Source organism: Arthrobacter sp. HMWF013 (genome assembly GCF_003061105.1).
Taxonomy (GTDB): domain Bacteria; phylum Actinomycetota; class Actinomycetes; order Actinomycetales; family Micrococcaceae; genus Arthrobacter.
Genome location: NZ_QAIQ01000339.1, coordinates 1 through 6,225, shown reverse-complemented (window position 1 = coordinate 6,225; position 6,225 = coordinate 1). Strand labels below are relative to the sequence as shown.

The following is a 6,225-nucleotide window of genomic DNA, read 5'->3' as shown; positions in this document are numbered from 1 at the left end:
GCCCACATCGAGTCCTCCGGCAGCACCCGCCAGGAAGCCAGCTCACTGCTGGCGGCCCGGGCCAGCTGACCGGCCCGCACCATCGATATCCAGAAAGGACCAAAGATGTTCCCTACGAGAATCGAAATCGTCCCATCCACGGGCATCGTTGAGCAGGTCCAAACACACGTTCCGCTGACCACCACGCTCACCGTGACATGCCTGCCCCACCACGGCATCGAGCGGACAACGCGGACCGCCATCCAGCTGGGCAGCCTCGGTTACACCGTCATCCCGCACCTCGCGGCGCGCGGCATCCATGACCGGGCCGAGATGACACGGATCATGCGCGAATGCGACGCCGCCGGCATCCGTGAGGTGTTCGTGATCGGCGGCGACCGGAAGCAGCCGGCCGGTTCCTACGAAGAGGCCCTGCCGCTGCTCGAGGACATCGCGCAGTACACCGGCGGCCGGATGCGCTCCGGGATCGCCGGTTACCCGGAGGGGCACCCGAAGGTTCAGCCCCTGGACCTGCTCGATGCGCTGCTGGCCAAGCAGCACCTGGCCACGTCCATCGTCACCCAGATGTGCTTTGCCGCGCCCAAAATTAACGACTACGCGGCGCTTTTGCGCCGTGAAGGCGTCACGCTGCCCGTTTGGGCGGGCGTGGCGGGGTCCGTCCCGCGGACCAAGCTGGTCTCGCTGGCCACGCAGATCGGCGTCGGAAGTTCCCTGAAGTTCCTCAGCCGGAAAGGTCCGCTGGCGCGCAAGCTGCTCAGCGGCGACCGCTACTCGCCCGCACCCCTGGTGGCCGAACTTGAAAACCACACCGGCAACATCGCCGGCATCCACCTTTACAGCTTCAACAACCTCGATGCGGTCCCCGATGAAGTGGGCCCCGCGTCTTCCCCCGCAGCACTCCAGTCAGCATTAACCCGAGGAGCAAGCACGTGAGCAGTAAAACCACCACCGCCGAGACGCCCCATCTCGAACGGCAACTGAGCAACCGCCATATCCAGCTGATCGCCATTGGCGGCGCCATCGGCACGGGCCTGTTCATGGGCTCCGGCAAAACCATTTCCGCGGCAGGCCCGTCCGTCATCTTCGTCTACATGATCATCGGCTTCATGCTGTTCTTCGTCATGCGGGCCATGGGCGAACTGCTCCTGTCCAACCTGCACTACAAGTCCTTCAGCGATTTCGCCGCGGACCTGCTGGGCCCCTGGGCCGGCTTCTTCACCGGCTGGACCTACTGGTTCTGCTGGGTGATCACCGGCATCGCGGACGTCATCGCCATCGCCGCCTACTCCGAGGAACTGTGGCCGGGTGTGCCGTTGTGGATCCCGGGCATCGCCACCGTGATCATCCTCCTGGTCCTGAACCTCGCCACGGTGCGGGCGTTCGGTGAGACCGAGTTCTGGTTCGCGCTGATCAAGATCATCGCCATCGCGGCGCTGATCATCGTGGGCCTGTTCATGATCTTCAGCGGGTTCCAGTCCGACGCCGGCCCTGCCACCTTCACGAACCTGTGGAGCCACGGCGGATTCTTCCCGAATGAATTCATGGGTTTTGTGGCCGGCTTCCAGATCGCCGTGTTCGCGTTTGTGGGCATCGAACTGGTGGGCACCACCGCCGCCGAGGCCAAGGACCCGGAGAAGAACCTGCCCAAGGCCATCAACTCCATCCCCATCCGCGTGCTGCTCTTCTACGTGGGCGCCCTGATCATCCTGATGTCCGTCACCCCGTGGACCCAGTTCCAGGCCGGCCACAGCCCCTTCATCGCCATGTTCTCCCTGGCCGGCCTCGGCGCCGCGGCCACCGTGGTGAACCTGGTGGTGCTCAGCTCGGCCATGTCCTCGGCCAACTCCGGGATCTACTCCACCTCACGCATGGTCTACGGCCTGGCCCAGGAAGGCGACGCCCCCACCATGTTCAGCCGCCTGTCCAGCCGCAAGGTCCCGCAGAACGCTCTGTTCCTCTCCTGCATCCTGCTGCTCTCCGGCGTGGTGCTCATGTACGCGGGCTCGGACATCGCCAAGGCCTTCGACATGGTCACCACCGTGGCCGCCGTCTGCTTCGTCTTCGTCTGGTCCATCATCCTGGCCAGCTACCTGAAGTTCCGCAGCCGCCGCCCGCACCTGCACGAGTCCTCCAAGTTCAAGATGCCCGGCGGCATCCCCATGGTCTGGCTGGTGTTCGCGTTCTTCGCCTTTGTGCTCTGGGCCCTGACCACGCAGCCGGACACCCTGACAGCACTCCTGGTCACCCCGCTCTGGTTCGTCATCCTCGGCGTCGCCTGGCTCATCATCCGCCGCCGCCCGTCCCACCTGGCCCGCTACGCCGAGTTCCAGCAGGACCTCGCCGGCGAGAAGGTCGTGGCCGAGGAGAGGGCCGTTGCCCACGAGAAAGCCCTCCGGGAGAGCTAGGAATGACCACCGAACACGTCCTGACCGTCAACTGCAAAGAGTCCCCGGGGATCGTCCATGCGGTGACCGGATACCTTCTGGACCACGACTGCGACATCATCGACACCCAGCACTTCGGCGACCGCCAGGCCCAGCAGTTCTTTATGCGCATCCACTTCGCGTCCGGCGCCAAGGAATTCAGCACCGAGGAGCTGCGGAGGGACTTCGCGCCACTGGCCGGGACCTGGGCCATGAACTGGCAGCTGGAACCGCATGGCCGCAAGCGCCGGGTCCTGGTGATGGTGTCCAAATTCGGGCACTGCCTGAACGATCTGCTGTTCCGGGCCCGCACGGGTGACCTTCCGGTGGAGATCGTGGCCGTGGTCTCCAACCACACGGACCACGAGGACCTGGTCAGGTGGCACAACATCCCGTTCTTCCACCTGCCGGTCACCCAGGAGACGAAGCCGGCGCAGGAGGCGCGGCTGCTGGAGCTGGTGGACCAGTTCGACGTCGAGCTGGTGGTCCTGGCCCGCTACATGCAGGTCCTCAGCGACGAGCTCTCGGCGAAGCTGACGGGTAAAACCATCAACATCCACCACTCATTCCTGCCCAGCTTCAAGGGCGCGAAGCCGTACCACCAGGCGTATGACCGCGGCGTGAAAACCGTGGGCGCCACGGCACACTACGTCAACGCGGAGCTGGATGAGGGACCCATCATCGCCCAGCAGGTCATCGAGGTGGACCACACGCATACCGCCGAGGATCTGGTGCGGGTGGGCCGGGACGCCGAGTGCAAGGCGCTGAGCAACGCGGTGCGGTGGCACTGCGAGGGCAGGGTAATGCTCGACGGCGGCAGGACAGTCATCCTGCGCTGACACCCAGGCAGCGGCTACTCGGGCCGGCAGGACAAAACGAAGCAGCGGCCGCTGTTATGAATCCTCATAACGGCGGTCGCTGCTGTTGTGCCTTCGGCCCAGGTCCCAGCCCCTGGCCTCAGGCGTCTTGCATCACTGCGGGCCCCACAAGGTGCGTGGACGCATCTACATGCGTTGCCACAGCATTGCCCGTAGCCGGCACTCCGCCGGCCAGTGAAAGTATGATGGTCCGCGCAACCTCGCGGACAGCCAGGTCTTTGTTTGCTGCGGCCTCGGTGAGGGCCAGCAGCGCTTCCTCGTAGGAGCACTGGTCCTGGCCCATGATGACGCCGCAGGCGGTGTCGATCTCGGTGCGGCTGGCCAATTCAGTGCGGAGTTCCGCAGCGAGCACCAGGTCCGCTCTGACCTGGAGTGACAGTGTGAGGCTCTTGGCTGCAACGTCGGAGAAAGACAGGATGTGGGGGGCGGCCGCCGGGGCGAACACGTTCGCCTGTGCGGCATAGAGCGTCAGTGCGGCGCGGTAGCCGCGCTTCAGCTGGAGCGGGATGGCCATGGCCGAATGGTAGCCGGCAGTCCTGAGGCCCGCCACGTACCCCGGCCAGCGTTCGTCCAGGCCGTGATCGTTGAGGATGATGGACAGATCCCCGTTCAATGCCCGGGCTGTGGGGCCCCGCCCGGTGTGCTGCTCCCAGCGCGAGAGTGCGCCGGCGCCGTCGTGCGTTGCCGCAGTGCAGGGTGCGGTTTCCGGCCGCAGCAGCGTCACGGTACTCTCCACGGGTGAGCCGCAAATGTCGCTGGCCACCGAGGCTGCGGTCCTGGCCAGCGAGCGTGCCAAGGCTGCTTCCGAGTGCCCGCGGATGGTCAACAGGACGCCTGTGTCCCGCAGATCGAACTGAGTTTCAGTTTTCATGATCCAACCCCCAGAGTCGGTATCCATTCATTGTATGAACGCCGTCAAGAGGGCACCCGGGTAGTAAGTACTCGTTTTTAATGACCGGCTGTGACCATCACAGGCAGGTAGCCCTGCTTGCGGAATCAGGTACCCACTACTCGGGATAGATGGCTTGCTGCTCGTTACGCTTGGTCAACAGCAACGGCCCTGGGCCGGGGCTGGAGGCTTCGGGGTTTTAGCCCCGGCTCCCCGGGCTGGGCCGGGGATGCGGAGACCGGGGCCGGTGACGAGGGAGCACGAACTGAGACCGCGTGATCCCACCCCCAGCCGCCACCGGCCCCTCATTCGGAGGAGCCCTTCGGCGGAATCTGCTGGATGACCCAGCGGTTGCCGTCCGGATCGCTGAACTGGGCGAACAGGAAGCCGCCGAGGTCCTGTGCCTCGCTGATGGGGGCGCCGCGGCCCACCAGTTCGCTGCGCGCTTCGGCCATGTCCGGGACCGTCAGCTGGAGGCCCTCGAGGCTGCCCGGCACCATGGAGTTCATGCCGGTGCCAATGACGATGGACGTGGCTGATCCCGGTGGCGTCAGCTGGACCACGCGCATCCCGGGGATATGTTCGACGTCGTGATCGAGCACGAAGCCGAGCTGGTCTGTGTAGAAGGCCTTGGCCCGGTCCACATCGGAAACGGGCACCTGCACCACTTCGAGTCGGAGTTCCATGCGGCCACCCTACGGTACGGCGGCGGCTACTTGTCGAAATAGGTGGCGGGTTCCTCGCCCGAAACCTTCAGGACGATCTCCTCGGCAACATCCCGGAGCTTCTGGTTCCGGTGGCTGGAGACCTTCATCAGGATGCCCATGGCCTCGCCCTGGCTGCACCTGTTCTGGCCCATGATGATGCCGCACGCGAGGTTGATGGCCGTGCGGCTGGTCATGGCCGCTGCCAGGTTGTCGGCGGCGTTCTCGGCGGTGCCCACCCTGACGGCGAGCCGGACGGCCCGGCCGGCGATCTCGGCGAAGCGGTCCGCCTCCCGGATGGTCTCCTCGCTGAATGCGTCAACAGAAGGGGCAAAGAAGTTCAGGGCAGCGCTGGCTTCTTCGCTGAGTTCCATGGGCACACCGAGGACGCTCAGGCAGCCTTCCTCAAGCAGGTGCCGCTGATAGCCGGGCCAGCGCGGATCGGTGCGGGCGTCCGCCATCAGGACAGGCTCTTTCACCTTCAGCGCCAGGATGCACGGCCCGTCGCCCACCCGCTGTTCGATCTTGTCCAGATGGATTGCCCTCGGGCTGCTGCCGCCTACAGTCGCGGTCTTCTTGGAAAGTTTGAGCGTGACACCGCACTCAACTTCTGTTCCGGCGGACCGGCTGATCTCGGCGGCGGCGATGACGGAGAGCCCGCCAAGGAAGGCCGCCACCGAGTCCGTTCCGATGATCAGGTCCTGCAGCTCAAGGAGCAGTTGATGCTCGGGCGAAGAAGTCATGCCCAAATTCTAGGCCTTGCCGGGCCCTGCACGCCCTAAACAGCCGCCGGATCCTTGGAGACCACGATCTCCAGGGCCTCCGGGTCCAGCAGCTTGCGCATGCCGGTCCGGGTGTCCCGGATCCAGATCAGTTCCAGTGAACGTACGACGTCGGTCACCCGGCCGTGGTGGAAAAGCTTGCCGTTGTGCCACGCCTCGATGTAGTCGCCCGGCTGGAGTTTTACCTTTTGTGCCTGCTGTGTGCTCATGCTGTGCCCCCTGCTGTGATGTCCCCGTAGTCACAGCATGCCCCCGGAAGGTTGCCGGGGTGTTTCCGGTCGGTGATTTTTCCGTGTCAGGATGACGAGAAGTCGGTTCAGGCGGTGCGGGCCGGGGGATCTCCCTCTTGACGGCTTGCAAAGGTCCAAAGACTCTGACGCCGGAAGCCCGCCGGGACGAGAGTTGACGCAGGGACCTGTGTGTCCCTGCGCGGGAAGGAAGCAGCCATGATGTTCTGGGGCGGGGACGGGTATATGGGCGGCTGGGGTTACGTCCTGATGTGGGTGAGTTTTGTGTTGTTCTGGGGTGCCGTCATTGTTGGCCTGGTTC

Annotated in this window: 7 protein-coding genes; 3 read left to right on the top strand and 4 right to left on the bottom strand. The window is 64.9% G+C overall.

Annotated elements, in window-relative coordinates; genetic code table 11:
* Positions 1 to 105: 105 nt before the first annotated feature.
* From DBR22_RS12895 to purU, 3 genes are read left to right on the top strand one after another with little or no spacing between them, the layout of a single operon-like run.
* Entirely contained in the window at positions 106 to 933 is an 828-nt protein-coding gene (locus DBR22_RS12895; protein WP_108599353.1) for a methylenetetrahydrofolate reductase, read from the top strand.
* Positions 909 to 2,405 (top strand): D-serine/D-alanine/glycine transporter, encoded by a 1,497-nt coding sequence (gene cycA, locus DBR22_RS12890; protein ID WP_181365165.1) that lies wholly within the window; start codon positions 909 to 911, stop codon positions 2,403 to 2,405. Before DBR22_RS12895 ends, cycA begins: the two co-directional genes overlap by 25 nt.
* A gap of 2 nt (positions 2,406 to 2,407) precedes the next feature.
* Entirely contained in the window at positions 2,408 to 3,262 is an 855-nt protein-coding gene (purU, locus tag DBR22_RS12885; RefSeq protein ID WP_108599351.1) for a formyltetrahydrofolate deformylase, read from the top strand.
* Positions 3,263 to 3,380: 118 nt separating this feature from the next.
* On the opposite strand, the gene DBR22_RS12880 is transcribed toward purU, so the two are convergent.
* The 4 genes from DBR22_RS12880 to DBR22_RS12865 all read right to left on the bottom strand — a co-directional run bounded on the left by DBR22_RS12880 (position 3,381) and on the right by DBR22_RS12865 (position 5,885).
* A complete protein-coding gene (locus tag DBR22_RS12880; protein WP_181365164.1) occupies positions 3,381 to 4,172 on the bottom strand; it encodes an ANTAR domain-containing protein in 792 nt (263 codons plus the stop codon).
* A gap of 323 nt (positions 4,173 to 4,495) precedes the next feature.
* Positions 4,496 to 4,876, bottom strand: a complete 381-nt coding sequence (locus DBR22_RS12875) for a VOC family protein (RefSeq protein ID WP_108599349.1) — start codon at positions 4,874 to 4,876, stop codon at positions 4,496 to 4,498.
* Between the two features lie 26 nt (positions 4,877 to 4,902).
* Positions 4,903 to 5,637, bottom strand: coding sequence for a GAF and ANTAR domain-containing protein (locus tag DBR22_RS12870; RefSeq protein ID WP_108599348.1), 735 nt, complete (start codon positions 5,635 to 5,637; stop codon positions 4,903 to 4,905).
* Positions 5,638 to 5,672: 35 nt separating this feature from the next.
* Positions 5,673 to 5,885 carry a hypothetical protein gene (locus tag DBR22_RS12865; RefSeq protein WP_108599347.1) on the bottom strand — a complete coding sequence of 71 codons (213 nt, stop codon included), beginning with the start codon at positions 5,883 to 5,885 and terminating at the stop codon, positions 5,673 to 5,675.
* Positions 5,886 to 6,225 lie beyond the last annotated feature (340 nt).